Below are 26,765 nucleotides of genomic sequence, written 5' to 3' on the forward strand. Positions count from 1 at the left end.
ATGTGGAAAATCGCCATCATCGATGATGAACGCCAGGTGCTGCAGGGCATGAAGCGGGCCATCCCGTGGGAGCAACTGGGAGCGCAGTGGGTGGGTGAGGCTTTGAACGGCGAGGAAGGCTTAAACGTGGTGCGCGCTACCGAGCCGGACATCGTCATCACGGATCTTTATATGCCGTCGATGAGCGGAATCGATATGATCGAGCAGCTGCGCAAGGAGGGTTACCCCGGAAAATTTGTTATTTTCAGCGGGTATTCCGATTTTGAGCATGCCCGGCAAGCGCTGCGGTTTAATGTCAGCGACTACGTATCGAAGCCGATCAGCGTGCCTACGCTTAAAACGATTTTGTCCAAAGTGATCGGGGAACTGGCCCGGGAGAGGGAACAACAGCAAAAACAAGGGGAAATGGAACAAAAACTGAGCTTGTACGAGCCTTTCGTCGAAAAAGAATGGGTCAGATCGGCGGCGGCGGGGACGCTGGACCTTTTTTACCGCGAAGCAGGGCGGCTGCCGGAGCCTTACCGTTATTGGTCCGAGGTCGGCCACGTCGCGGTTGCCGTTGACTTGGTGCGCGACGAACGCGCCAACTCGGCGGGCCTGTCGGATTGGAACCTGTTCCGCTTCGCCATCAGCAACATTACCGGCGAGGTCGCCCGGAAGATGTTTTCGCGGATAGAGTATACCGAGCTGCACAGTACGCGTGCGGTGCTGCTCGTTCATCCGCAGCCGGAAGAACCGGAAGAGCGGCTTGCGGCGAAGCTGGCCGAGCTGGGGAGAAATCTGATCGACGCCGTCAAAAGCTGCCTGAAGCTGGTCATTCTCGTCGGGATCGGCGGCTTGAAGCGGCAGTGGCTGGAGATTCCCGATTCCACGGAAGAAGCGTTCCGGGCCATCGATTTGCGGACGGGCCGAACGGAACCCGGTTATTATTTGTATATGTACAAAAAGGAGGAGAGCGCGTCCCAAGGAACGGTAGAGACCCTGCCGGTTAAATTTTATGTGGAGCTGGCTTCGGCCATTAAAGCGTCGCAGGAGGAGACGGCCAAAAGGCTGGTGGCCGACTATCTGGGGCGGCTTGGGCCGCGGAAGGCCCTTACGCCCGAATACGTTCAAGTGCTGGCGAGCGAGCTGTGGGGCGTATTTACGTATTGCTTGTACGAGGCCGGCGTCGTTCTCGACGATCTCGTGCCCGGCGAGCGGATCACCAAAGAGCTGGTCGGTTTGACAAGCCTGGAGCAGCTCTCCGAGTGGCTGTCCGCCAAAATTTCCTTCATCTGCGCGAGCCGGCAGTGGCGGGGGAACAGCAAGCACAGGCAGGTCGTCGATTTTATGACCCAATACATCCATGAGCATTATGCCGAGGAAGTGACCTTGGCCGAGCTGTCGGAAAAAATATATATTTCCCGAAACCATTTGTCGATTATTTTCAAAAACATGACGGGCGAAACCTTCAACAACTATTTGACCCGGGTCCGCATCGAAAAAGCGCGGGAGCTGCTGATGGAGCGGAAGATGCTCGTTTACGAGGTGGCGGAGCGGGTCGGCTACAAAAACGTGCCTTACTTCAGCACGCTGTTCAAAAAAATGACCGGTTTGAATCCGACCGATTTCATAAAATAACCGTCTTTAGGACAATTTTAAAAAAAGATTTGACCTTCACGTTGCGTCAACGTTTATAGTGAAGTCGTCGGGAGGTGAACACATGGAATACACCGTTCAGAAACTGGGGCGCTTGGCCGGGATAAGCACGCGGACGCTGCGTTATTACGATGAGATTGGCATTCTTAAGCCGGCAAGAATGAACTCGTCGGGATACCGCATTTACGGACAAAAAGAGGTCGACCGGCTGCAGCAGATTTTGTTCTACCGCGAGCTTGGCCTTAGCCTTGAAGACATCAAGACGATTCTTTCCGACCCGTCTTTTGATGAGCTTTGCGCCCTCCGGGACCATCGTGAGCAGCTCCTTGACCAAAGAAAACGCTTGGACGCGCTGATCGCCAATGTGGAAAAAACGATTGACGCGCGTGAAGGGAGAATAATGATGAGCAATCAGGAAAAATTCGCGGGCTTCAAAAAGCAATTGATCGAAGAAAACGAAAGAAAGTACGGCCGGGAAATCCGCCAAAAATACGGGGACGACAAGGTTGAGGAGTCCAACCGCAAGCTGCTGAACATGACCGAGGAGCAGTACGAAGAGGTGACGCGGCTGGAAAGCGAACTGAAGGAAGTCTTGGCCGCCGCGTTCAAAACGGGCGATCCGGCCGGCGAGCTGGCGCAAACAGCGGCCGACTTGCACAAGCGTTGGCTGACGTACTCTTGGAACGAATACAGCAAGGAAGCCCATGCCGGACTTGCGCAAATGTACGTGGACGATGAACGCTTTAAAGCTTATTATGATGAGCAGCAGCCGGGTACGGCCGAATTTTTGCGGGATGCGATTCGCATCTATACCGGGGTGCGGGAATAGTCCAGTGCAGCAAGTGTCGTTAAGAGCTCCGCGGCGGGATGCCGCAGGGTTCTTTTCTAGATGGGCTTTTCTAACGGTTGCTATCGCCGTTAAATCGCTGATTTTACTCGCTTGAAAAAATCTAACGGATGCAACCGGCGTTATTTGGGCTATTTTCGTCCGCTAAGGGTGATTATCGGGCAAATAGCGTCGATTACATCCGTTAGAAAATCGGATGCCCCATTTTTGCGGGAATAGCGTTTGCGGCAACCGTTAGAGTATTGCAGGAAGAAACAGCATTATATCATTTTGGGGATTTACAAGGACGGTGAAATACGGTACTATATTTCCATCGATATAGAAATATGCAGACCGGTATAGAAAGGAGGCATTGCCAATGGAGATTAGCCCGGAGACGCGCGAAGCCGTAAAAGTATATAAAGCGCTCGGAGAGCCGACGCGGCTGAATATCGTCAAACTGCTGGCAAACGAGCCGGACCAATGCTGCGTCTCGCTGGGAGAGAAGCTGAGGACCGTCGCCAACTCGACGCTATCGCATCATTTAAAGCAGTTGTTTGAGTGCGGATTGCTGGATTCGCGGAAAGAAGGCACCTTTATTTATTACAGCTTGAACCGCGAAGTGGCGGAAAAATATGCGCCATATTTGTTGAAGTAAATTTTTTTTTTGCTGTATATTTCTATGTTTTTAGAAATATAATAATTAACTTTAAGGAGTGGGCAAAACACCAATGTCGAATACATGGAAGATTTATATTTTGGCTTTGATTAGTTTTTTGGTGGGTACGTCGGAGTACATCATTTCGGGGATATTGGACCAGATTGCCGGGGCGCTTGACATATCCATTGGGGCGGCCGGCCAGCTGATCACCGTCTTTTCGCTGACCTATGCGATCGGGACGCCGATCTTGATGGCCTTCACCGCCGCCATGGACCGGCGCAAACTCATGCTGCTGTCGCTGGGCATATTTGTGGTTGCGAACGTCTTGTCGTTTGTGCTGCCTGGTTTCGGATGGTTTATTGCCGCCCGGGTGGTCATGGCGCTGGGAGCGGGCATGGTCGTCGTTACGGCGCTTAGCATCGCGGCGCAAATCGCCCCTGCAGGGAAACAGGCGAGTTCAATCGCCACTGTAATTATGGGCTTTACCGCTTCATTGATCGTCGGGGTTCCGCTGGGCCGGGTAATCGCTTCAAGCTTTGGCTGGAAAGCTGTGTTTGTGGGGATCGCTTTGCTTGGGATCTTGGCGATGATCGTCATTCGCTTTACGATTCCCCGGCTTCAAGGCGACAAGCCCGTACCGCTGGCCGGCCAGCTTGCCATGCTGAAAAATCCGAAAATCGCGCTGGCGCTGGCGATCACTTTCTTCTGGCTCGGCGGGTATTCGATCGCCTATACCTATATCTCGCCGTATCTTCTTCAAGTTGCGGGAATGGGTGAAGGGCTGCTGAGCACGGCTTTGCTGGCCTTCGGGATCGCCAGTCTGATCGGCTCCAAAGCGGGGGGATTCAGCGCGGACAAGAAGGGCGTCAACTTTACGTTGGCCGCCGGGATGATCATTCATATCGCTTCGCTGATTTTGCTGCCCTTCGCGGCAAATTCGCCGATCGCCGTGTTTGCGGTGCTGATGCTATGGTCATTTTCGGCTTGGACCACCGGGCCAACGCAGCAGTATAATCTCGTCACGCTGGCCCCGGAATCGTCCGGCGTCATGCTGAGCCTCAATTCATCGATGAACCAGTTGGCGATGGCGGCCGGCGCGGCCATTGGCGGCGTGGCCGTGGGCCAGGTGTCGTTGACGTCGATCACCTGGTTCGGAGCGATCGGGGTGGCAATCGCGATACTTGGGGTTTGGGGGCTGGCCCGTTTGCGGCGGCAGGCGGAGCAGACCGGTTCAACTGAAGCGGGGCAGTTCGAAACGTCCGAAGCAGCACAGCTCCAAGCGGCTGAAGCAGCGGAGAAAGACGGCGGATGCCCGCAGGTCAGCGGGCAGGGCGCGTAACGCTGCGGGAAAGACGGCGAATGCCCGCAGGTCAGCGGGCAGAGTGCGTAAGCTCTGCCGTTTCGTCCGGTCCGGGCCAGGGTGCGCTTGCGCTGGGTTGGCCATTAGCCATAGATAAACAAAGCGAAAGAAGCTTCCGATTCGCGGCAGATGCGGAAAGGAAGCTTCTTTTTGCATTTGGTTCAAGGCTTGTTTTCTTAACACATTCTGATTGGAAATATCCAATAGAATGGAAAGTAAGTGAAACATACAGCGGCTTGATTGGATATTTCCAATAGATGAGGTTCAGCAGGACGCAAAACGGAAGGTTTGAGTGAATTCTATTGGATATTTCCAATGAGAGCTCCCAATAGCGTACGATTCCCGTCAATCTATTGGATTTTTCCAATGAGAGGTTAAAGTGACGGCCATTCTCCGTTCCGCAACGCAATGGGAGAACACCCATCTCCAACCTTGGGTCTGAAAGCTTACACCCAGTTGCCATTGCGGAAGACCGGCTCGATCGTGCCGTCGGCCAGTTCGCCGTCGATATCGAGCTCCGCGGAGCCGATCATGAAATCGACGTGCGTTAAGCTGACGTTGCCGCCTCTGGCCGTCAATTCCTCTTTGCTCAGCTTGGTTCCGCCCTCGATGTTGACCGGATAGGCGCTGCCGAGCGCCAAGTGGCAAGAGGCGTTCTCGTCGATGCCGGTGTTGTAAAAAATCCGCTTCAGCCGCGAAATCGGGGAATCGTGCGGAACCAGAGCAACTTCGCCGAGGCGGCGGGCGCCTTCATCGGTGCTCAGCAGGTTGGCGAGATGCTCCCGGCCGGATTCGGCGTCATATTCCACCACTTCGCCGTCCCGGAATGTCAGCTTTAAACCTTCCACCAGCTGACCGTTCAGATTCAGGGGCATCGTGCTTGCAACGGTGCCGTTTACACCGCTGCGGTGGGGCATCGAATAAATTTCTTCCGTCGGCATATTGGCCACGAAATAATTGCCCGCCGCGTTGTAGTCGCCGCCCCCCAGCCATAGATGGCCTTCGGGCAGCTCCACGGATAGATCGGTTCCTGGCGCACGATAGTGCAGGAGCTTGTAACGTTTCGCGTTCATGTATTCCTGTTTTTGTTTAAGCTCATCGATATGCTCGCGCCAGGCCGCCACCGGATCATCGCTGTAGACGCGGTTCATTTGGAAAATCGCTTCCCACATCGCCTGAATGCGCCGCTCCTCCGGCAGGTCGGCAAACACTTTATCGGCCCAGGCCCGCGTGGGCGCTTTGATCAGCGACCAGCTGATCTGATTGTTGCGGGTTTGGGCGAAATGCTTCTCGCGCGCCTTGGCGGCCGCTTTAACGGCGGCGGATACTTTGGCGGACGGGATGCCGGCCAGCAGCTCCGGATCGGGCACTTTAATCCGCAGCACCGCGCCGCCTTCCGCCCCGAACTGCTCGGCCATGTCCGCGAGCCACTGCGGATAATACGACAGCGATTCGTCCGAAGCGTTTTCGTACCTGATCCGGGTAATTTGCTCATCCTCCCAATCGACGTGAACATATTTGGCTCCGGCGTGGTAAGCCTTGGTTACGAGCAGCCGCGTGAACTCTACGGTTTCCAAGGGAGCGTAGATCATCAAGCACTGCCCGGGCTGCACGCTGACCCCGATTTTGATGACCAGTTCTGCGTATTTTTCTAGCAGGGTATCAAATGGTTCCATAGGCTGATCTCCTCCGAGTCTTAGTTTCGCTTATGTATACATGATCTATTGTAGCACTTTCTGAAGGGCGAAGGGAGGAAGCGCGAAAGGCTGGATGCTAAGCGAAGGAGGAGAACGGTAAAGCCGAAAGGGACTGGAGGCTGTGCGCTGGCAGGAAAGAGAAGGAAAGAGAAGGGAAAGCCGAAAGCGTGCCGGAAACGGGCTGACCATGAAGGAAAGCGTACCTCGCCGGAATGCACGTACCTCGCCGAAATGCGCGTGCCTTGCCGGAAAGTTCCCGCCATTTTATGCCGCCTTAATATTGCGGTGTTATCGTTAACTCAAGTCCAATTTAAATTTCAGCATCGATCATTTAAAGGAGGTCGGCCAAAAAATGCGCGTTCTTATTGCGGGCGGCGACGGTTTTTGCGGATGGCCAACGGCGCTGTATTTGTCAAAACAAGGGCATGAGGTGGCGATCATCGACAATTTGGCGAGGAGAAAATGGGATGAAGAGCTGCGCTCAAATTCTTTGACCCCGATCGCTTCGCTTCAGGCGCGAGCGGCCAAGTGGGAGGAACTCACGGGCAATACGATCAGGTATTATATTGGGGATTTGAACCACTACGACTTTTTGTGCGAGGTTATGCGCCAGGTCCGCCCGGAGGCGTTCGTGCATTTTGCCGAGCAGCGGTCGGCTCCGTATTCGATGATCGACCGGGAACACGCGGTGTTCACCCAGGTCAACAATGTAGTGGGGACGCTGAACGTGGCCTATGCGATCCGCGAACTGGCGCCGGACTGCCATTTGATCAAGCTTGGCACGATGGGAGAATACGGGACGCCGAATATCGACATTGAGGAAGGGTATATCGAGATCGAGCACAATGGGCGCAAGGACGTGCTGCCGTATCCGAAGCAGCCGGGGTCTTTTTACCATCTGTCGAAGGTGCATGACAGCCATAACCTGATGTTTATTTGCCGGATATGGGGGCTGCGGGTGACCGACCTCAATCAGGGCGTCGTTTACGGGCTGCATACGGATGAGACGCGGCTTGATCCGGTGCTGATGAACCGGTTTGATTACGACGGCGTGTTTGGCACGGCGCTAAACCGTTTTTTGATTCAGGCGGCGATCGGCCACGATTTGACCGTGTACGGGCGAGGCGGGCAAACCCGGGGTTTTCTCAATATTACGGATACGGTGCGCTGTATCGAAATTACCGTCAATCATCCGGCCGACCGCGGGGAGTTTCGCGTATTTAACCAGTTTACCGAGGAGTTTTCGGTGTTGGAGCTGGCGGAAAAGGTAAAAAAAGTGGCGGAACGGGAAGGTCATAAGACGGAAATCGCCCATTTGCCCAACCCTCGGGTTGAAAAGGAATCGCATTATTTCCACGCGAAAAATACGAAGCTGCAGCAGCTTGGCCTTACGCCGAACCTGCTGACGGACGAGGTATTGCTGGGTATTTTCGAAACCGCCCAGAAATATAAAGACCGCGTCGTTATGAGCAATGTGCTGCCCGATGTGAGCTGGGGCTAAAAGGGGGCGTACAAGCCAAATGAAAATCGCCTTCATTACCGAAACGTTTTATCCATCCACAAACGGCGTCGTCACGCGGCTGACGCAAAGCATCTGCTGGCTGGTCCGGGAAGGTCACGAAGCGCTCGTCGTCGCCCCCGATCAGGGCGTGAGCGAAGTGGAAGGGGCCCAGGTGATCGGAGTTCCGAGCTTGCGGTTTTTTCTGTACCCGAACCTGCCGCTGGCGCTGCCGAGCCGACGCGTCGGCAAGGCGCTGCAGACGTTCAAGCCGGACCTTGTTCATGTGGTGAATCCGGCCGTGCTGGGGGCAGCGGGCATATGGTATGGGCGCCGCTACCCGCTGGTCGCTTCGTATCATACCCATGTCCCGCAGTACGCCGATTTTTACAAGCTTCCCTGGCTGAAGCCGGTCCTCTGGAGATATTTGCGCCTGCTGCATAACCGTGCCGATTTGAATCTTTGCACGTCGGGGGCGGTGCAGGAAGAGCTGTTGTCACGCGGGTTCGGCAATGTCCGGCTTTGGCAGCGGGGGGTGGACACGGAGCTGTTCGGCGCCCGGCGCCGAAGCGATGAGATGCGCCGGATGCTTTCGGGCGGCGAACCGGACAAAAGGCTGCTGCTGTACGTGGGCAGATTGGCCGCGGAGAAAGAAATCGAACGTCTCCGCGACGTTCTGCTCGCCTCGGACGATTTCCGGCTGGCGATCGTGGGCGACGGACCGCACCGCGGACGGCTTGAATCCCATTTCGCCGGTACGCGGACGGTGTTTACCGGCTTTTTGCACGGGGAACAGCTGGCCCAGGCTTATGCGTCCAGCGATATTTTCGTATTCCCTTCGACGACCGAAACGCTGGGGCTCGTCCTGCTGGAGGCGATGGTTTCCGGACTTGCCGTCGTGGCGGCCGCAAGCCCGCCCAGCCGGGAGCAAATCCAGGAAGGGATCACCGGGTTTCTGTACGACCCACAAGTCCCGGGCAGTCTGGTTAACGCCATTCTCCCCTTGCAGGATGAAGAGTTGCTGCGCCGCATCGGGGACCGAGCCCGGGAAGCCGCCCTGACCCAAGGCTGGAACGAGCCGAGCCGGCAGCTGCTGGAGTTGTACCGGACGGCCATGGCAAACCCGCAGGGCGGCCGAATTCCGGGTATGGTCCGCAAAAGCGCCAAGCGGGCCAGGTAGAGGCGTTTTCTATTTGACAGCGATCGTTGGCCCGAAAGTTTTGCGGCGGTGATCGCTGTCATTTTTTTGAATGCGGGCATGTATTATGTGTATAATTCCGTGTTGACAAATTGGAATTATATGAATAATAATGGAGGTGCGCACGGTTAGGATTTTGTATAAATTTTAATATTTTTACTTCTTTATAAGATTACGGAAAGCGGGTTGTTTGAGCATGAGCTTCAGCTATTTATCGCATTTGGAATGTCCGGTTTGCGGACGAACCTGCGGGGCGGACGAGGTCCGGCAGTTATGTCCGTGCGGTGCGCCGCTGCTGGCCCGGTACCGTCTGAATGAACTCGGCAAGGATTGGACGCGCGATTCGCTGGTTGGCCGCGAAAATACGCTTTGGCGTTATCATGAATTGTTACCGGTCCTAAATCGCGAAAATATCGTCACGCTAGGGGAAGGGATGACGCCGCTGCTCGATATGCCGCGTCTGGGGCTCGATTACGGGATTTCCCGCTTGTGCATGAAGGACGAAAGCCTGGTGCCCGGCGGCAGTTTCAAAGCCCGCGGCGCGGCCGTGGGCGTCTCCAAGGCGGTGGAGCTCGGCGTACAGAAGTTGGCCATGCCGACCAACGGCAACGCCGGCGCGGCATGGGCGCTGTATGCGGCGCGGGCGGGCATTGAGGCGACGATCGTCATGCCGCAGAACGCGCCCGCGATCACGCGCAGCGAGGCGGCCCTGGCCGGCGCCAGGCTGTATCTGGTGGACGGTCTGATCAGCGATGCCGGGCAAATCGTCGCCCGGGCGGTTGCGGAGGACGGACTGTATGACGCCTCCACTCTGAAAGAGCCGTACCGGATCGAAGGCAAAAAGACGATGGGGATCGAAATCTGCGAGCAGCTACGGCTGGAAATTGCCTGATGTGATTTTGTATCCGACCGGCGGCGGCGTGGGGTTGATCGGGATTTACAAGGCGCTGCTGGAGCTGCGCGAAATCGGCTGGATCCGCGGCCGGCTGCCGCGGCTGGTGGCCGTACAAGCGGAGGGCTGCGCGCCGATCGTCAAGGCCTGGCAGGAGCGAAAAGAGCGCTCGGAATTTTGGCCGGATTCCGCAACGGCGGCGTTTGGCATCAATGTGCCGAAAGCGCTGGGTGATTTTCTGGTGCTGCGGGCGGTCTACGAGACCGCTGGGGCGGCGGTGGCCGTCAGCGACAAGGAGCTGCTGCGGGAGCAGTGGAAAATCGCCCGGCTGGAAGGAGCGTTCATCTGTCCGGAGGGAGCGGCGGCTTTCGCGGCGGCCCGCAAGCTGGCGGAGCAAGGATGGATCAAGGAGGGCGAAACGGTCGTCGTGCTGAACACGGGAGCCGGCGTCAAATATCCGGAAACGGCCCAGGTAGAGCCGCCGCTGCTTAACATCGGGGAATCTATCCCTTCCCGGCTTTCTTAATCCGGGTATACAGGCGGCATAACGGGGGAGGGGAAACGCAGCATGAAACTCGATACGGATTTTATGATTGAACATATTCCGGACTTCGTCCGCGCGGCCGGCCTTACCCTGCGGATCGGCGTCATCGCCATCGTGCTGTCGCTGGCCGTGGCCGTGCTTTACGCCATGATTCTCTATTTCAGGGTGCCGGTTCTTAGGACGCTTGTCCGCGCACATGTGGAAGTTGCCCGCAACACGCCGCTGCTGATCCAGCTGTTTTTTCTGTACTATGGCCTCCCTTCCCTCGGGATCAAGCTGCCCGGGCTGACGGTCGCCTTTATCGCCATGGCGTTTCTGGGCGGCGGTTATTTTACGGAAGTGTTCCGTTCGGGGCTGGAAGCGGTGGACAAAAATCAGGAGGAATCGGGGCTGGCCATCGGCCTGTCCCGCCGGCAGCTGTTCCGGCACATCGTGCTGCCGCAAGCGCTGCGCATCGCGATTCCGTCGCTGTTCGCCAACTTCATCTTTCTGCTGAAGGAGACGACCATCGTCTCCGCGATCGCGGTGCCCGAGCTGCTGTTCACCACGACAAGCTATATCTCTTTGTACTATAAAACGTATGAAATGCTGTTGATGATGACCTTCTGTTATTTGCTTATTTTTCTGCCGCTGTCTTTCGGGCTGAGCTGGATCGAAAGGAGGTACCGGCATGGAGCGTACGGGAATTGAACTGCTTGTCTTCAGTTTGCCGGAGCTGGGCCGCGGCGTATGGAAAACGGTTTTAATTTCGCTTTATACGATTGCGATCAGCATCGTCTGCGGCCTCGGGTTTGGAGCGCTCCGCACTTCGCGGCGCCTGTGGCTGCGGATTGCAACGCGTGCGGTGCTCGAGCTGTTTCGCAGCGTACCGGTGCTGGTCTGGCTGTTTTTCTTTTTTTTCGGCCTGCCGTTGTTTTTCGGGATCGACATTCCCGCTTTTGCTTCGGCCGTGCTGGTTTTGTCGCTTTGGGGCATGACGGAAATCGGCGAGGTGGCGCGCGGCGCGCTGCAGTCGCTGCCTAAAGGCCAGCTTGAAGCGGGCCAAGCGATCGGGCTTAATACCCGCCAGCTGTACATATATGTGCTGATCCCGCAGGCGGTGCGCCGGATGATACCTCCGAGCATCAACGTGTTCACCCGGATCGTGATGACCAGTTCGCTGACCGTGCTGGTCGGAGTTACGGAAATGATCAAATCGGGGCAGCAAATCATCGAACGGAATTACAAATACGGCCTGGCGGCGATCATCATTTACGGCGCGCTGTTTGCCTTGTATTTTCTGATTTGTTATCCGCTGTCCGTCTATTCGCGGCGGCTGGAGAAGAAGTGGGCGGAGTAGTTCAACTTAACGGAAAGGCGGGACAGGACATGGGCGAAAGCTTATTAAGCCTGGAGGGCGTCGTGAAAATTTTCGACAAACATCCGGTTCTGAACGGGATCGACCTGGAAGTGGCGCAAGGCGAAGTCGTCGTTATTCTCGGACCTAGCGGCTGCGGCAAAAGCACCCTCCTGCGATGTTTGAACGGTCTTGAACCGGTGCAGGGCGGGAGCATTCGCTTTCAGGGCGAGGACCTTACTGCGGGCAAGGCGATCTGGCAGCAGGTCCGGCAAAAGATCGGCATGGTGTTTCAGAGCTATCATCTGTTTCCCCATATGACGGTACTGGAAAATATTTTGCTGGGACCGCTGAAGGTACAAAAACGCTCAAGAGCCGAAGCGGCGGCGGAAGCGCTGCAGTTGCTGGAAAGGGTAGGCCTGGCGGACAAAAAGGACGCCTATCCGCGCCAGCTCTCCGGCGGACAGCAGCAGCGGATTGCGATTGTGCGCGCGCTGATCATGCACCCGCAGGTCATGTTGTTTGACGAGGTTACGGCCGCGCTGGATCCCGAAATGGTCAAAGAGGTGCTGGAGGTGATGCTGGATTTGGCGAAACGGGGGATGACCATGCTGATCGTCACGCACGAAATGGGTTTTGCCCGCGCCGTGGCGGACCGGATCGTGTTTATGGATCAGGGGGAAATCCGCGAAACCGCAAAGCCGGATGAATTTTTTGCGGGACCGCGAAGCGAACGGGCCAGGCAGTTTTTGGGGCAGTTTTTTGCCATCGAAACCGGAAAAGGGAGTGGAAACCTATGAAAAACTCATGGAAACGGGCATTATCTGTATTATCTTTATTGCTGCTTGCGGGGATGCTGACCGCTTGCGGCGGCGATTCCTCCGGCGCGGCCGGCGGCTCGGCGGGAGCCAAGGAGGCTTCCGGCGGCGGCATTCAGGCCATTAAAGACCGCGGCAAACTGATCGTCGGCGTATTTTCCGACAAGCCGCCTTTCGGGTTTACGGACGAACTAGGAAATTTCATCGGTTTTGACAACGATTTGGCCAAACGGTTCGCCAAGGATTTGCTCGGCGACGAAACGAAAATTGAATTCGTCACGGTCGAGCCGGCCAGCCGGATTCCTTACTTGCAAAGCGGCAAGGTGGACCTGATCGTCGCCAATATGACGGTCACGGACGAACGGGCCGAGCAGGTAGACTTCACCAACCCGACGATGAAAGTGGCGACCCAGGTGCTCGTCGCAGACAACAGCGGAATTCAAACGCTGGACGACCTGAAGGGGAAGAAAATCATCGTAACCAAGGGAACGACCGCCGATATTTTTCTGACGGAAAACCGCCCGGATATCGAACTGGTCAAATACGATAAAAACACCGAGTCTTTGCAGGCGCTGAAAGACGGACGCGGCGACGGCTACGCTCAGGACAATTTCATCTTAATCGGCTGGGCCAAGGATAACCCGGGGTTTCATCTGATCGAAGAAAAGCTGGAAAAAGAAGCGCCGATCGCTCCGGCTGTCCAAAAAGGCAACACGGAGCTGAGGGATTGGGTCAATACCGAGCTGGAAAATCTGGGGAAGGAGCAGTTCCTGCTCCAACTGTATAACAAATACGTCAAAGACGAGCTGGGGCCCGATACCGATCCCAATGAGGTCATCACGGAGGGCGGCAAGCTTTAGTCCGGTTAAACCTGCAAACCTTTTTGCAGGTTTTTTCACGTCCAGTCTTAGAACCTGGTACTATTATGTGGTATAATGAGTTGATCGAAATAACTGGCAACTTCAGTTTAAAAGGGGATAGATCAACTTGAACTATGAGCAGTGGCTGGCGCCGGAATTTTACAATATAACATCGGAGATGGAGAACCACGACCCGGGGAAAACGGCTTTAAAATGGTTAAGCGAGCAAGGCGATTATGAGGAAATTTCATACGGAGACCTGCTGGCCGGGGCGAACCGGCTTGCCGGAGGATTGTCCGGGCTCGGATTAAACAAAGGGGACCGCGTGCTGGTGATGATGCCGCGGCATATTAATGCTTACGTAATTTATGTGGCCTGCTTGAAGCTGGGGCTGACGATCATTCCTTCGTCCGAGATGCTGCGGGCCAAGGACTTGGCTTACCGGCTTCGGCACTCCGGGGCGCGGGCGGTCATCGCCTGGCACAATGCGACCGGGGAGGCGGACAACATTGATGAGGAGCTGCCGTCATGGGCATTTCGCATCGCGGTTGCCGGAAGCAACGAAACCGTCCCCGCTCCAGCCGGGTGGGTTATGCTCGATTCATTGATGGACGGGCAGCCGGACACCTTTGAGGCGGTGCGGACTCACCGCGACGATATGGCCATTTTGGCTTATACGTCCGGAACGACCGGCAATCCGAAGGGCGTCGTGCACAGCCATGGGTGGGGTTACGCGCATCTCAGGATCACCTCGGCCTGGCTGGACATTCGAAGCGCCGATACAGTGTGGGCCACAGCCGCGCCGGGCTGGCAAAAATGGATTTGGACCCCGTTCCTGTCGGTGCTGGGGAATGGGGCGACCGGTTTCGTATATCAGGGGACGTTCCAACCGCATCGCTACCTGCAGCTATTGGAGAATTACGGCATTCAGGTCATGTGCTGCACGCCGACCGAATATCGGATCATGTCGAAAACGGACGGGCTAGGCGGTTATAACCTATCCGGCCTGCGCAGCGCCGTTTCCGCCGGGGAGCCGCTAAACGATGAAGTGATCCGGAAATTTCAAGAGGAATTGAACATCACCATTCGCGACGGATACGGGCAAACCGAAAGCACGCTGCTGATCGGCAATCTGAAGGATACTCCGCTTAAGCAGGGATCGATGGGCAAAGCGGTTTCCCCGGGCGTGGCGGAGGTGGTCGACGAGCGGGGAACTCCGCTTCCGGCGGGACAAGTCGGGGATATTGCCGTTCATGTTAGCATGCCGGCTTTGTTTAAAAACTATTACCTGGAGCCGGAGCGGAAGCAACAAAACGTGCGCGGTGAGTATTTTATTACCGGGGACCGGGCGCGAATGGACGAAGAAGGCTATTTCTGGTTCGAGGGGCGCGGCGACGATATCATCATCAGTTCCGGATATACGATCGGGCCGTTTGAAGTCGAAGAAGCGCTGATGAAGCATCCTGCCGTCAAGGAATGCGCCGCCGTGGCAAGTCCCGACGAAATTCGCGGGCATATCGTCAAAGCTTTTGTTGTGCTGAAAGAAGGGGCGGCGGGTTCGCCGCAACTGGTCAAGCAGCTTCAGGCTCATGTCAAAGCGGTGACGGCCCCGTATAAATATCCGCGGAAGATCGAATTTGTCGCTGAACTGCCAAAAACGAATACGGGCAAAATCCGCAGAGTAGAGCTGCGGGAGCGGGAGGAGCGCGCAGCCTTGAAGGTGAAAAGCTCCATTTAAAAAAGAGGACTCCGAACTAGGGCAAGAAGGCCTTGATGTAATTGGGGAAAATCACCGACGACTTCATGAATTCGTTACATGGTAAGAAGGACGGCTCGATGAGATCAAATGCAAAAGCCCCATTTGAATTTCTGCAAATTTCTGCTTTTGGGCGGTTGAAGTGCAAAAATACATCTCATTTGCAGCTATAGGATAAAAAGGTAGCTTATCATAAGAAATGAACTGCATATTTGCAGTTGAACCGCCTGTTTCGGGGATTTTCGACGAAAATCGCATGCCCTTTTGCATTTCGTGCCGCTAGCGTTGCATTTAAGTCTGGCAAGATACATTTTCTGAGCACACCAATGCTCTAACGGTTGCCACAAGCGCTATTTGTTCCAATACCATTGATTTCAAATTGTAACGGTTGCCATGGTGCTTATTTCGCTGAAATCCGGTAATTTTTGCCTTAGATTCAGGCAAATAACGGCGCTCGCAACCGTTAGAATTTAGATAAGGTCTTTTTTCGGCAAATAGCCGCTGCTACAACCGTTTAGATTTCGGATAGCTTTCACGGGAAAGCTTGAGCAAAAGTTAATTCAACGCCAGTGATTTCGTGCCGATTTCCCCTCTTCCTTTTTCCAGCTCCGGGTTCCATCGCTGTTAAATCCATGCTCTATCTGCTTTAAAGTTGGTTTCCGCTGCGGCCTAAGCGGCAGGAGTGTGGGATTGGCAAAAGTTCGAACGCATATTGTCCGGGCCTTTTCCTCAAATTAGTAAGGACCTGCATCTTATCATCTTTTTGGAGGAGGCTAAAACATGGCAAATCCTTATTCCAGCATGCAATCGCAAAACCCGATCTCATCCGCCCAGCAGTCCGTCAAAAAAGCGCACCGGGCCGTAACGCAAGCACAGTCCCATCCGAGCGAAGAAACGGTGGAAAATGCCTATAACGCCATTCACAAAGCGGAGAACGCCATTTCCCAGGCGGATGGGCGCATGAACCCGGAACCGCTGGAACGCGCCAAGGAAGATTTGCAGGAGGATCAGGCCGATTTGGCTGAAGCGGAAAGCCGGCTGCGGTAACGAATGCGGCAGCGAGTATATGGCGAAATCGAAAATGTTACAGAACATGGGTTGACATGAACGCGAATTGCCTTTACTATAGACTCACGCTTAGTTTCCGGCTTAAGGAGCCGGGAAACGGGGGAACCATTTTTTTGGGGCGAATCATTCAGCAATGATTGTAGGGTACCATCTTACCCGAGCCCGTCAGCTAACCTCGTCAGCAGTGGATGGGTCTATATTGCGACATTAAGAGATTTTATTAGGCCCTTTTATAAGGGCCTTTGTCCGTTTTAAGGACCCTGCTGGGTAAGCTTTGTCTTCTCCAAGCGGCGGTCCTTTTTGGTTTGGACAAATATTTCTTATGAGGGGATGAGGAGGAATGAATCAATTGGAAACGTCCGTAATTTTTGATCCAAAGACGGATGCTTACCCTTCCCGGGTTTATGCTGAGCCGAGATGGCTTCCGCGGCAGGATCCCATCGTATATGGCGAGTGGAACGCGGAAAGCGGAATCAGCAAAGAGCATTCGGATTTTTACGCCAAAAACGGTTATCTGTTCCTGGAGAACTTTTTTGGCGGAGCGGAATTAAAGGGCTATCAGGAGAAGGCGCAGCGCTTGCGGGAAGCATCCCGGAACCTTTCATCCGATGAAATTATCCGCCAGCCCGGCGGGGAAGAAGTGCATTCGATCTTTGCGATTCATCGGACCCACCCGGTTTTTCAGGAGTTGTCCCGGCATCCGAGACTGCTCGCGATCGTCGAGCATGTTTTGGGGGGACCAAGCTACATCCATCAGTCGCGGATCAATTACAAGCCGGCATTTACCGGCAAAGAGTTCTACTGGCATTCGGACTTTGAGACCTGGCATGTGGAGGACGGGATGCCCCGGATGCGGGCGCTCAGCTGCTTGATCGCACTGGAAGACAATTATCCGTTTAACGGACCGCTTATGGTCATGCCCGGTTCCCATCAAATCTTCGTGTCGTGCGTCGGCCAGGCGCCTGATGATTGCTCCAAGGAATTCATCGCGCCCGATCAGGCGAGCTTAACCGAGCTGGCGAAGCGCTGCGGCATTGAAACGCCGGTCGGCAAGGCAGGCTCCGTACTGCTGTTCGACTGCAATTTGATGCACGGCTCCAACAGCAACATTACGCCGTACCCGCGCAGCAATATTTTTATGGTCTATAACAGCGTAGCAAACAAACTGGCGGAGCCTTATTTCGGGAAGAAGCCGAGACCCGAATACATGGCGGCCCGCACGGAATTTTAAGAAAAAAAGCCGTCCCGGCAAAATGGCTTTGCGTTGGGACGGCTTTATACATAAAGAAGCGCAAAATATCGCATAGTAAATTCAAACCCCAACCTTCCGGGAAAGGAGTGACCTTTAGGTGAGCAATAAAATTGAAGCCGTACGCGCGGATCATCAAAATTTTGTCGATAAGACCGAAGACGAGGTTAAGGCCGTGCCGGCCACCACGAATGTGAATGAAGCGGTCGAAGCCATTACCGGGCATATCAATAAATACGATGAACCTGAAGAAAAGGAACAAAAGAAATGACGCACCGCCAGAAAAACCCCGGAATTCCGGGGTTTTTTCGCAAGCTACATGTTTAGCGCTTGATTGGCCATTTGCACGTCGTGGGCCAGCAGTTCTTCCAAATTGTACGCCGGATAGTAGCCGTGTCGGTGCATGAAGTTAAATATTTTGGTATGAAGGGCGATGGCGCCAAGCAATTGTTTTTGGAATGTTTCCTTTAATTGAGGAGTAGCCGTCTCCGTAATGGAGGCCGCGTAATTGCGTACGGAGGCTTTGGCGAAGCCAAGCAGGCTGGCCGCGTCAAATCCGGTCATATCGGGCGAAACGTTGCGGGCCATACCAGGCGCCAGCGGATAAAATTTAAGCAGTTCGCGGATATTGTGCTCCAAGGTTTTGATCGTTTCTGCATAAAGCGCTTTTAACTCCGGGTCCATCACCATCGGCAGTTTCTTTTTGAACGCCGCCAAATTGGCGGATTGAAAGGCGACTAGCTCATGCAGCTCCAGTGTTTCATGCCAGGCCAGATGCTCCTGTTTCCATTCGTTATTCACGATCTCACACTCCATAGTTAGAATTGATTCATTATATGCGCAGCGGAACCTTATGGGTATTTGTCCTTGTCTGGGACGATTTTACTCCGGCTTCCGGCAATAATAGAAAACGATGGGGCGCATTCTAAAAGTGATTTACCAAGCAACCGAAAAACAGCGAAGGAGGATACGTTCTCATGGAATTGGCCGCACACGAGGCACAGGATTTGAATGAACTAACGTTAAGCTGCGTTAACTCGATTACGAACATGGCGTGTTTCTTAAACCAAGCGCAGGACCCTGAACTGAAGGCGATCCTGCAAAAACATCTTCCGCTTCATTTTCAGGACTACAACATGAAGGTGGAGTATTTAAGCAAGGCGGAAGGGGCCAGCGGGAAACTGGCCATCCCGGATTTGCAGCCGGTCCTGCAATCCTTTACCGAGGCGTCTGCGTCGCCTGTTCCGGTCACGCCGAGAACCTCGATTCAGCAGTTCAACGACCGGGAAATCGCCACCGCTTATTTGCTGACTTTGAAACGGGCGGGCAGGGAGTACGCTTGGGCGGCCATGGAGATGAGCCATCCCGACATCCGCAGCTTCCTGGAGCATGCCTTCTGCATGTGCTCGCACCACGCTTATGACGTATGGCAATGGATGGTAAAAAAAGGCTATTATCCGTTAGAAGCGGCTCCGATGTCGACGATGAATACGCTCGGCGCTTTTTATCAGAAAGTGCAGGAGCCGGCGGCGGTTCATTAGCAACTCGGCGGAGCATAGCGAAAGAAAAAGAGCGGTTACCAAGGAAACCAATGACCTGGCGCACCCGCTCTTTTTTCATGGGATCGGCAATTGGAAACATTGTTTTTGTGGTACAATGTCAGCGGATGCGGGCGCATTCAATTCCACTGCCAAGTGCAAAGAAGGTGCTGTTATTGGCCGCGATTTTTCATTACAACCCGGACCGTCCGTTCCGCGATTCACCGGAGCTGTATTTATGCTATTGGGGCAAGGAAGCCTGCGCTCCCCAGCATTCGTTCGGCCCGGGCGTACGGGACGTTTATAAGATCCACTTTGTCCATGAGGGAAAGGGGAGCGTTCGCGTGGAGGACGGCGAGACGCTGACGCTGACGGCGGGCCAGGCGTTTATCGCTTATCCTGAGCGGGTCGTCTTTTACCAGGCAGACGCCGCAAGGCCCTGGGTTTATTCCTGGATCGCCTTTTGCGGCGATCAGGCGGGAGAAATTCTGGCGCGAACCCGTGTGACCGCGGAGCAGCCGGTGTTCCCCATGGATACCCGTTTGATGCCGAAGCTGTACGAGCTTTTGAACGAGGCCGAGGAGCAGGCGGCCACCCGCGATTTGCGTTTGCGGGTCTTGCTGAACGAGTTTTTCTCGGTCATGGTGGAGCTGGCTCCGGCTTCCGCGCCGGGTCAAGCGGCGGTTCAAGCGCAGGCGAAAGACGCTTACATCCACCGCTGCCTTGATTTTCTGCACAGCCATTACGGCGAGGAGATTTCCGTCGGCCAGCTGGCGGCGGTCGTTGGGCTGGACCGCAAATATTTGTCGGCCATCTTTAATAACCGCGCCGGCAGAAGCGGCTTGAAGCTGCCCGCCATATCCCTCGGATTATGGCATAATTTCGGCGGCATCGATGTTTTGGAAAACGGGCGGGCGATGCTGCGCCGGGCGTTTGACCTCGGCATTACGCATTTTGATCTGGCCAACAACTACGGCCCGCCGCCGGGGTCGGCGGAGGAAACGTTCGGCAGGGTGCTCAGGGAAGACTTCCGCCCTTACCGTGACGAATTGATCATCTCCACCAAAGCGGGCTACTACATGTGGCCGGGACCTTACGGGGAATGGGGCTCCAAAAAATATCTCGTCTCCAGTCTGGATCAGAGTCTCAAACGGATGGGCCTCGAATTTGTCGATATTTTTTACCACCATCGCCCTGATCCGGATACACCGTTGGAGGAAACGATGTCCGCGCTCGACCTCGTCGTGCGTCAAGGGAAAGCGCTTTATGTCGGGCTGTCCAATTATCGGCCGGAAGAAACTCGCGCGGCAGCGAAAATCCTCAAAGAGCTCGGCACGCCATGCGTGATTCATCAGCCCAGCTATTCGATGATGAACCGCTGGATCGAGGAGGGGCTGCAGGATGTTTTGCAGGAAGAGGGGATCGGTTCGATCGTTTTTTCGCCGTTGGAAAAAGGCATCCTGACCGACCGCTACTTAGGCGGGATCGCGCCGGATTCCCGGGCGGCCGGGCCCAGCGTATTCCTGCGTGCGGAGGATTTGACCGCGGAGCGGATCGGCCAGGTGAAGCGGCTTAACGATTTGGCCGCAGCAAGGGGGCAAAAGCTGTCGCAAATGGCGCTCTCCTGGGTGCTGCGGGGCGGCAAGGTGACCTCGGCGCTCATCGGCGCGAGCAAGGTCAGCCAGATCGAAGACGCGGTTCTTGCGCTGCGAAACACCTCGTTCAGCGCTGAAGAGCTGGGCCAAATCGACGAGATTTTAGGTTATTAGATTGTAACGAAAAGCACCGCTCCTGAAGATCAGTCCGGGGGAGGTGCTTTTTTTGCGGGCAATAATTTATTCCGCCGTATTGAGTTGTCCTCCGGTTAACCTTTATAATATGACGAGTGTATCTTTTTGCGAGAAAGGTGTAGTTTCATGAGCATATTGAATGTAGAAAAGCTAAGCCACGGGTTTGGCGACCGGGCTATTTTTAACGATGTGTCCTTCCGGCTGCTGAAAGGCGAGCATATCGGCCTGATCGGGGCCAACGGCGAAGGCAAATCCACCTTCATGAACATCATTACGGGCAAGCTCCAGCCCGATGAAGGCAAAATCGAGTGGGCGCGCCGGACGCGCGTCGGCTATTTGGATCAGCATGCGGTGCTGAGCAAGGGCATGACGATCCGCGACGTGCTGCGCGGGGCGTTTCAGTATCTGTTCGACTTGGAGCAGGAAATGAACGACATGTATGCGAAAATGGGCGAGGTGTCGCCGGAGGAGCTTGAGCGGCTGCTGGAGGAGGTCGGCACGATTCAGGATACGCTGACGAACCAGGACTTCTACATGATCGACGCGAAAGTCGAAGAGACCGCGCGGGGACTCGGGTTGACCGATATCGGGCTGGATAAGGACGTAAACGATTTGAGCGGCGGGCAACGGACGAAAGTGCTGCTGGCCAAGCTGCTGTTGGAGAAGCCGGACATTCTGCTGCTGGACGAACCGACGAACTATCTGGACGAGCAGCATATCGAATGGCTCAAACGCTACCTGCAGGAATACGAAAATGCGTTTATTTTGATTTCGCACGACATTCCGTTTTTGAACAGCGTCATTAACTTGATCTATCATATGGAGAATCAAGAGCTGACCCGTTATGCCGGCGATTACCATCATTTCCAGCAGGTATATGAGGCTAAAAAACAGCAGCTGGAGGCCGCCTATAAGCGCCAGCAGCAGGAAATCGCCGACCTGAAGGATTTCGTCGCCCGCAACAAGGCGAGCGTCGCGACCCGGAACATGGCGATGTCCAGGCAAAAGAAGCTGGACAAGATGGAGATCATCGAACTGGCCAGGGAAAAGCCGAAGCCGCAGTTTAATTTCAAGGATGCGAGAACGTCCGGGAAGCTGATCTTCGAAACGGCGGATTTGGTGATCGGCTATGATTCGCCGCTCTCGAAGCCGCTGAACCTGCGCATGGAACGCGGGCAGAAAATCGCCCTGGTCGGGGCCAACGGGATCGGGAAAACGACGCTGCTGCGCAGCATTCTCGGGCAGATTGCGGCGCTATCCGGGTCCGTGCACCTCGGCGATCTCCTGGAAATCGGTTATTTTGAGCAGGAGATGAAAGAAGCGAACTACAACACGTGCATTGAGGAAATTTGGGACGAGTTCCCGTCGTTTACGCAGTTTGAGGTGCGCGCCGCGTTGGCCAAATGCGGCCTTACGACGAAGCATATCGAGAGCAAAATCGCCGTGCTGAGCGGGGGGGAGAAAGCCAAAGTCCGCCTGTGCAAGCTGATTAACCGCGAGACGAATTTGCTGGTGCTCGACGAACCGACGAACCACTTGGACGTGGACGCGAAGGATGAATTGAAGCGGGCGCTTATTGCGTATAAGGGGAGCATTTTGCTCATTTCCCACGAACCGGAGTTTTACCGCGACGTTGTGACGGAAACGTGGAACTGCGAAGCGTGGACGACGAAGATGCTGTAAGCGGAAGACACTAACGGCATTCAGTAGAAACGGCTTGCTCTTTTACAGAGGGCGGGCTGTTTTTATTGTAATAAGGGCGAAAGAACAGTCATACAAGCGGGCAGCCTCATATACCGTAATGAAGCTAAAAACCTATAGTGAGGTGAATCTATAAATGAGCTGCCATTGCTGCCCGCCCGTAACGATCGTTGCGCCGACGCAGGTCATCGTCCAAGATATCTACGACCCCCAGCTTGTCCAAGTCATCCATCCGATAAACATAGTGACTCGACGTCATTGCGTTCCCGTTTACGAGCATCTGGTCAAATACAATGTCGTTAGTGAGGCGCCCAAGGCGGCGGTTTGTTCCACGGCTCCGCGGCGGAAAAGAAGAAAGCGGTAATGCTCTCCCTTCTTAAACAGCCCTACTGCGTATTAAGGTAGGGTTGTTTTTTATGGAGTTCCCCAGTCAAAAACAGCGATTGCAAGAATAGTCCACAGCTTGAAAAAAATCGGTTATAATAGATAGGTACTAAACATAGAAAGTGGGAACAGTATGGGCCGCAAATGGAACAATATTAAGGAGAAAAAAGCTTCGAAAGACGCCAACACAAGCCGGATTTACGCAAAATTCGGGGTTGAAATTTATGTAGCCGCCAAGAAGGGCGAACCGGATCCGGAATCGAACCGCGCCTTGAAAGTCGTTCTGGAACGGGCCAAAACCTACAATGTGCCTAAAGCGATCATCGACCGCGCTCTGGATAAAGCGAAAGGCAGCTCGGAGGAAACCTATCAGGAGCTCCGTTACGAAGGCTTTGGACCAAACGGGTCGATGGTCATTGTCGATACGTTGACCAACAACGTGAACCGGACGGCGCCGGAGGTGCGTTCCGCATTCAACAAAAACGGCGGGAATATGGGCGTCAGCGGTTCGGTATCCTATATGTTTGACGCCACCGCGGTGATCGGCATGGAAGGAAAAACGATCGACGAAGTGTTCGAAATCCTGATGGAAGCCGATGTCGAGGTACGCGATATCGTAGAAGAGGATGATTCGGTCATCGTATACGCCGAACCGGATCAATTCCACGCGGTGCAGGAAGCGTTCAAAAACGCAGGGATCACCGAGTTTACCGTGGCCGAGCTGACGATGCTGCCGCAAAACTATGTGACGCTTCCGAAAGAGGCCGAAGCGCAATTCGAGAAGCTGATCGATGCGCTGGAAGATTTGGAAGATGTCCAGCAAGTCTATCATAATGTCGAATTTGAAGACTGAACGAAACAAGATGAAGGATGCACACCTCGGGGAGTTGAGCGTCTCAAGTGGCGTGCTTTGGATGGAAACAGGCTGACAAGGAGGATTACCTTGGACAGCCTGTTTGCTTTTCTTGAGCTGCATTTTCCGCTAAAATAATTGACAGTCGGCTGCTGGAACGGCGACCCGCCGTCGACGAACCTTCAGCCTTCAAAATAGCGGAACTTTATATACTTATTATCCGGAGCCAGGCAGGTTCATCCCCATTAGCGCCATTTTTTGTCCTTATTTTCCTAGGAATGGCCCAGAAGCGGGGATTTCGGTAGCGATTCAAGCAAATAGGGACATAAATTACCTCTATTTCTCTTTGAACAGGGGAGAACGCCGGAATAACGCCCTTTTTGGCCCTTATATTTTGCGCTGAGGTTTTTCAGGTGCAGTTTCGTAAAACGGAATTGATATATCGCAATTCGGATATATGATTTTAGGAGGAACATGATGAACAACGGGGCTTTGGGCGCCGGCCATTTAATGGAAACCGAAATCGTGCCGCTCGGAGATACCGCTCTGGTCGTAAAGCTTGGAGAGGCGATTCATCCGGCGGTGAATCAAAAAGTCAGGCAACTCGCCGATTATCTTGAAAAAAATCCGTTCCGGTGGATGGTGGAGTACGTTCCCGCCTTTACTTCGGTAACTCTATATTACGACATCATGCGGCTGCTGTCGGAGCTTGGCGGAACTAGAGAACAGGAGGAGGTCGTTTATCCGTTCGAGCTCGCTGCCGCTTTCGTTCGAGATGAGCTGCGAAAGCTTGAGGGCACCGGCCTTCCGCCGTCGAGAGTGATTCAAATTCCGGTTTGCTATGGCGGAGAATTGGGCCCGGATTTAACCGAAGTGGCGGAGCATCACGGTCTAACGCCCGAAGAAGTCATTGAGATACATACTTCGGCCGATTACCTGGTTTATATGCTTGGCTTCGCTCCCGGATTTGCCTATTTGGGAGGCATGTCGGAACGTATAGCGACACCGCGGAGACAGACGCCGAGACTGTCGATTCCGGCGGGTACGGTCGGCATTGCGGGGGATCAGACCGGCGTGTATCCGCTCGAAACGCCGGGCGGCTGGCAGCTCATCGGCAGAACGCCGATCGAGCTGTTCCGGCCGGGGCAAATGCCGCCAACCTTGCTGGGGGCGGGCGATACGGTACGCTTTTATCCGATATCCCGGGGGCAATTTGACGCTTGGGAGGAGGTTACAAGGTGAGCCTCTTGATCCATAAACCCGGCCTGCTGACGACAGTGCAGGATTTGGGCCGATACGGCACGCAAAAATACGGCGTCATCGTCAGCGGAGCGATGGATGCCTTCGCCTTGCGCATCGCGAATCTGCTCGTTGGCAATGAGGAGGGGGCAGCCGGGCTCGAGATTACGATGATGGGCCCGGAGATCCTGTTCGAGCAAACGGCGTTAATCTCGATTTGCGGCGGGGATTTGTCGCCCAAGCTAAACGGAGTATCGTTTCCGGGCTGGCGGACCGTTCTGGCCCCCAAAGGTTCCGTACTCACCTTCGGGCCCATGAAGCAAGGCTGCAGAGCTTACTTGGCCGTCGGCGGCGGATTGGAGGTGCCGGTGCAAATGAACAGCCGCTCCACCTATTTGCGGGCCGGTATTGGGGGATATGGCGGGCGAGCGCTGGCCAAAGGCGACAGGCTTCCGGTCGGGAACATGTGCATGCGGAGCCTGAATTTGCTGGCCTTGCTGGCCCGGAAGGCGGAGAATAGCGCGGGCGCCGTCAGCCGCTGGTCGATTTCCGCCGATCTTATTCCTCCCTACGAGCCGAATCCGACGGTCCGGGTGATCGCGGGAGAGCAATACGATTTGTTCCGGGAAGAGAGCAAAACGTTATTCGTAAGCGAACCGTTTGAGGTGTTGCCGCAGTCCGACCGGATGGGATACCGTTTCAAGGGGCCCGAGCTCAAGCTGGAGAAAAACGAGGAGATGGTCTCCTCGGCCGTTACGATGGGAACGGTACAGGTGCCGCCTGATGGCCATCCGATCGTGCTGATGGCCGACCGCCAGACGTCCGGAGGGTATCCGAAAATCGCCCAGGTGGCTTCCGCGGATTTGCCGCTGCTCGCCCAAGTGAATTTGGGCGGGAAGGTGAGTTTCCAGATAATCAGCTTAAGAGAAGCGCAGCGGCAGCTCGTCGAACGCGAAAAAGCCGTCCTTACTTTGCGCCGGGGACTCGACCTTTTGCAGCAGCAGAAGTAAACCGAATCGTTGAACAACCTATCGAAAGAGAGGCGAATGAACCATGAGCGTGGTGGACTTGAATTGCGACATGGGAGAAAGTTTTGGCGCTTATAAAATCGGCAGTGACAGCAAGGTGCTGAAGTATGTGACCTCCGCCAATATCGCCTGCGGTTTTCACGCCGGGGATCCGTCGATGATGCACCAAACCGTAAAGCTGGCCTTGGAAAGCGGAGCTGCGCTCGGCGCCCATCCGGGACTGCCGGATCTTGCCGGCTTCGGCCGCCGGGAGATGAATATTTCCCCTCAGGAAGCTTGCGACATGGTCGTGTACCAAATCGGCGCTTTGTGGGGATTCGTGCGTGCGGAAGGCGCAAAGCTGCAGCATGTGAAGCCGCACGGGGCCCTATACAATATGGCGGCCCGCAATGCCGGGCTGGCTGAAGCGATCGCCGAGGCGGTTTACAAAGTCGATCCCGAGCTGATTTTGTTCGGCCTGGCCGGAAGCGAATTGATTCAAGCCGGGCAAAAAGCGGGGCTGCGCACTGCAAGCGAGGTGTTCTCCGACCGTACTTACCAGTCCGACGGTTCACTGACGCCCCGCAGACAGCCTGATGCTTTGATTACCGATGAGCAAAAATCGGTCAACCAGGTGATTCGCATGGTGGCTGAAGGCAAAGTAATGTCCCGGCAGAACGTGGACGTGCCGATCCGGGCCGATACGATATGCATTCATGGCGACGGCGCGCATGCCGTGGAATTTGCCGGCAAAATCCGCAGCTCTCTCACGAAAGCGGGGATCGTCGTTCAGCCGATCGGTGTGACGCTCGGACGAAGCGAGCAGGGGTGAGAAGAACCTCGCCGGCGGCG

General features: G+C 54.9%; 24 protein-coding genes, 2 pseudogenes and 1 riboswitch. Of the genes and pseudogenes, 24 read left to right on the plus strand and 2 right to left on the minus strand.

The window, feature by feature from the left end:
* The 4 genes from NYE74_RS18590 (at position 1) to NYE74_RS18605 (ending at position 4,464) form a co-directional block, all read left to right on the plus strand.
* Positions 1-1,620, plus strand: coding sequence for a response regulator transcription factor (locus NYE74_RS18590; RefSeq protein ID WP_036622701.1), 1,620 nt, complete (start codon positions 1-3; stop codon positions 1,618-1,620).
* Positions 1,621-1,702: 82 nt separating this feature from the next.
* Positions 1,703-2,467 (plus strand): MerR family transcriptional regulator, encoded by a 765-nt coding sequence (locus NYE74_RS18595; protein WP_174719595.1) that lies wholly within the window; start codon positions 1,703-1,705, stop codon positions 2,465-2,467.
* Between the two features lie 376 nt (positions 2,468-2,843).
* Positions 2,844-3,122, plus strand: coding sequence for an ArsR/SmtB family transcription factor (locus NYE74_RS18600; protein WP_036622705.1), 279 nt, complete (start codon positions 2,844-2,846; stop codon positions 3,120-3,122).
* Between the two features lie 73 nt (positions 3,123-3,195).
* Entirely contained in the window at positions 3,196-4,464 is a 1,269-nt protein-coding gene (locus NYE74_RS18605; protein WP_124332018.1) for an MFS transporter, read from the plus strand.
* Between the two features lie 467 nt (positions 4,465-4,931).
* On the opposite strand, the gene NYE74_RS18610 is transcribed toward NYE74_RS18605, so the two are convergent.
* Complete coding sequence (locus tag NYE74_RS18610; RefSeq protein WP_124332019.1) at positions 4,932-6,161, minus strand: aminopeptidase; 1,230 nt, start codon at positions 6,159-6,161, stop codon at positions 4,932-4,934.
* Between the two features lie 373 nt (positions 6,162-6,534).
* Here NYE74_RS18610 and NYE74_RS18615 point away from each other — a divergent pair, with 373 nt between their 5' ends.
* The 11 genes and pseudogenes from NYE74_RS18615 to NYE74_RS18665 all read left to right on the plus strand — a co-directional run bounded on the left by NYE74_RS18615 (position 6,535) and on the right by NYE74_RS18665 (position 17,672).
* Positions 6,535-7,683, plus strand: a complete 1,149-nt coding sequence (locus tag NYE74_RS18615) for an NAD-dependent epimerase/dehydratase family protein (RefSeq protein ID WP_036622709.1) — start codon at positions 6,535-6,537, stop codon at positions 7,681-7,683.
* Positions 7,684-7,702: 19 nt separating this feature from the next.
* Complete coding sequence (locus NYE74_RS18620; protein ID WP_341005087.1) at positions 7,703-8,860, plus strand: glycosyltransferase family 4 protein; 1,158 nt, start codon at positions 7,703-7,705, stop codon at positions 8,858-8,860.
* Positions 8,861-9,074: 214 nt separating this feature from the next.
* A pseudogene (locus NYE74_RS18625) lies at positions 9,075-10,296 on the plus strand (threonine synthase).
* Between the two features lie 42 nt (positions 10,297-10,338).
* Positions 10,339-11,004 (plus strand): amino acid ABC transporter permease, encoded by a 666-nt coding sequence (locus NYE74_RS18630; RefSeq protein ID WP_036622713.1) that lies wholly within the window; start codon positions 10,339-10,341, stop codon positions 11,002-11,004.
* On the plus strand, positions 10,985-11,653 hold the full coding sequence (locus NYE74_RS18635; protein WP_036622715.1) for an amino acid ABC transporter permease: 669 nt from the start codon (positions 10,985-10,987) through the stop codon (positions 11,651-11,653). Before NYE74_RS18630 ends, NYE74_RS18635 begins: the two co-directional genes overlap by 20 nt.
* A 29-nt stretch (positions 11,654-11,682) precedes the next feature.
* On the plus strand, positions 11,683-12,450 hold the full coding sequence (locus NYE74_RS18640) for an amino acid ABC transporter ATP-binding protein (protein WP_036622718.1): 768 nt from the start codon (positions 11,683-11,685) through the stop codon (positions 12,448-12,450).
* On the plus strand, positions 12,447-13,328 hold the full coding sequence (locus NYE74_RS18645; RefSeq protein WP_036622720.1) for a transporter substrate-binding domain-containing protein: 882 nt from the start codon (positions 12,447-12,449) through the stop codon (positions 13,326-13,328). The genes NYE74_RS18640 and NYE74_RS18645 overlap by 4 nt, the downstream gene beginning before the upstream one ends.
* A 178-nt stretch (positions 13,329-13,506) precedes the next feature.
* Entirely contained in the window at positions 13,507-15,066 is a 1,560-nt protein-coding gene (locus NYE74_RS18650) for an acyl-CoA synthetase (protein ID WP_051985863.1), read from the plus strand.
* Positions 15,067-15,864: 798 nt separating this feature from the next.
* Positions 15,865-16,131 carry a hypothetical protein gene (locus NYE74_RS18655; RefSeq protein WP_036622724.1) on the plus strand — a complete coding sequence of 89 codons (267 nt, stop codon included), beginning with the start codon at positions 15,865-15,867 and terminating at the stop codon, positions 16,129-16,131.
* Positions 16,132-16,208: 77 nt separating this feature from the next.
* Positions 16,209-16,351, plus strand: a riboswitch (cyclic di-AMP (ydaO/yuaA leader).
* Positions 16,352-16,492: 141 nt separating this feature from the next.
* Positions 16,493-17,383: a phytanoyl-CoA dioxygenase family protein gene (locus tag NYE74_RS18660; RefSeq protein WP_036622727.1), complete on the plus strand. Its 891-nt coding sequence runs from the start codon at positions 16,493-16,495 to the stop codon at positions 17,381-17,383.
* Positions 17,384-17,501: 118 nt separating this feature from the next.
* Positions 17,502-17,672, plus strand: a complete 171-nt coding sequence (locus tag NYE74_RS18665; protein ID WP_155619422.1) for a hypothetical protein — start codon at positions 17,502-17,504, stop codon at positions 17,670-17,672.
* Between the two features lie 44 nt (positions 17,673-17,716).
* Here the strand turns inward: NYE74_RS18665 and NYE74_RS18670 are convergent, their stop codons facing one another.
* Positions 17,717-18,202 (minus strand): spore coat protein, encoded by a 486-nt coding sequence (locus NYE74_RS18670; protein WP_036622729.1) that lies wholly within the window; start codon positions 18,200-18,202, stop codon positions 17,717-17,719.
* A 176-nt stretch (positions 18,203-18,378) separates the two neighbouring features.
* Between NYE74_RS18670 and NYE74_RS18675 the strand changes: the two genes are divergently transcribed.
* From NYE74_RS18675 to NYE74_RS18715, 9 genes and pseudogenes are all read left to right on the plus strand, one after another.
* Positions 18,379-18,942: a spore coat protein gene (locus NYE74_RS18675; protein ID WP_036622731.1), complete on the plus strand. Its 564-nt coding sequence runs from the start codon at positions 18,379-18,381 to the stop codon at positions 18,940-18,942.
* A 125-nt stretch (positions 18,943-19,067) separates the two neighbouring features.
* Positions 19,068-19,559: pseudogene (locus tag NYE74_RS18680) on the plus strand (AraC family ligand binding domain-containing protein); the annotation flags it as partial.
* Between the two features lie 168 nt (positions 19,560-19,727).
* Positions 19,728-20,708 carry an aldo/keto reductase gene (locus NYE74_RS18685; RefSeq protein WP_036628095.1) on the plus strand — a complete coding sequence of 327 codons (981 nt, stop codon included), beginning with the start codon at positions 19,728-19,730 and terminating at the stop codon, positions 20,706-20,708.
* A 147-nt stretch (positions 20,709-20,855) separates the two neighbouring features.
* Entirely contained in the window at positions 20,856-22,412 is a 1,557-nt protein-coding gene (locus tag NYE74_RS18690; RefSeq protein ID WP_124332022.1) for an ABC-F family ATP-binding cassette domain-containing protein, read from the plus strand.
* 154 nt (positions 22,413-22,566) lie between these two features.
* Entirely contained in the window at positions 22,567-22,794 is a 228-nt protein-coding gene (locus NYE74_RS18695) for a hypothetical protein (RefSeq protein WP_082207763.1), read from the plus strand.
* A 153-nt stretch (positions 22,795-22,947) separates the two neighbouring features.
* The gene (locus tag NYE74_RS18700) at positions 22,948-23,667 is read left to right on the plus strand and encodes a YebC/PmpR family DNA-binding transcriptional regulator (protein WP_036622735.1); all 720 of its coding nucleotides are present in this window, start codon (positions 22,948-22,950) and stop codon (positions 23,665-23,667) included.
* Positions 23,668-24,144: 477 nt separating this feature from the next.
* Positions 24,145-24,909 carry a 5-oxoprolinase subunit PxpB gene (gene pxpB, locus NYE74_RS18705; protein WP_227872779.1) on the plus strand — a complete coding sequence of 255 codons (765 nt, stop codon included), beginning with the start codon at positions 24,145-24,147 and terminating at the stop codon, positions 24,907-24,909.
* A complete protein-coding gene (locus NYE74_RS18710) occupies positions 24,906-25,916 on the plus strand; it encodes a 5-oxoprolinase subunit C family protein (RefSeq protein ID WP_036622737.1) in 1,011 nt (336 codons plus the stop codon). Before pxpB ends, NYE74_RS18710 begins: the two co-directional genes overlap by 4 nt.
* 43 nt (positions 25,917-25,959) lie before the next feature.
* Entirely contained in the window at positions 25,960-26,745 is a 786-nt protein-coding gene (locus NYE74_RS18715; protein WP_036622739.1) for a LamB/YcsF family protein, read from the plus strand.
* Positions 26,746-26,765: the final 20 nt, after the last annotated feature.

Source organism: Paenibacillus sp. FSL P4-0127, from assembly GCF_038007325.1.
In the GTDB taxonomy this organism is placed as follows: domain Bacteria; phylum Bacillota; class Bacilli; order Paenibacillales; family Paenibacillaceae; genus Fontibacillus; species Fontibacillus macerans.